The organism is Halobellus sp. Atlit-38R, from assembly GCF_003665925.1.
Lineage (GTDB): Archaea > Halobacteriota > Halobacteria > Halobacteriales > Haloferacaceae > Haloquadratum > Haloquadratum inordinatus.
The window spans coordinates 1-437 of the sequence record NZ_QXIJ01000393.1 but is presented as its reverse complement, the minus strand read 5'-3'; the positions used below and the strand labels follow the sequence as shown (position 1 = coordinate 437).

Annotated in this window: 1 pseudogene; it reads right to left on the bottom strand. The window is 70.3% G+C overall.

Going from position 1 to position 437, the window contains the following annotated elements:
• Positions 1-437: pseudogene (locus tag D3D02_RS20025) on the bottom strand (deoxyribodipyrimidine photo-lyase); the annotation flags it as partial.

The window sequence follows — 437 nt, the reverse complement described above, 5'->3', positions numbered from 1 at the left end:
CTCGCGGGCCGCGGCGGTCGCCGCGTACACCTCGCGGATGCCGATGGTCCCGAACTTGAGGTCCGTCGAGAGCCGCGACGTGGCGTCCCGCGTCGGGTAGTCGCGGTCGTCGGCGTAGCGGTAGATGGCGTCCGCGCAGAACGCCGAGAGGCGCTCGCGGGCCGCCTCGGTCCCCGCCGACTGGACCGATGCCGATGGCTCCTCGAAGCCGAGGTCCGAGATGGTCGGGAGGCCGCCGACGGCGATGTCGAACTCTGCGTCGCCGTTGGTGAGGTCTTCGGCCGCGGATTCGAGCGTTGCGGCGTCGACGAGGTCGTCGGCGTCCGGCTCCGGGTACGGGTCGGGCTTGTCGCGGTCGCGCCACTTCTTCCAGAAGTAGGTGTAGACGGAGTAGGTGTCGCCAGCGTTTGTCGTGATGCTCCCCGGCGGGTGGAAGA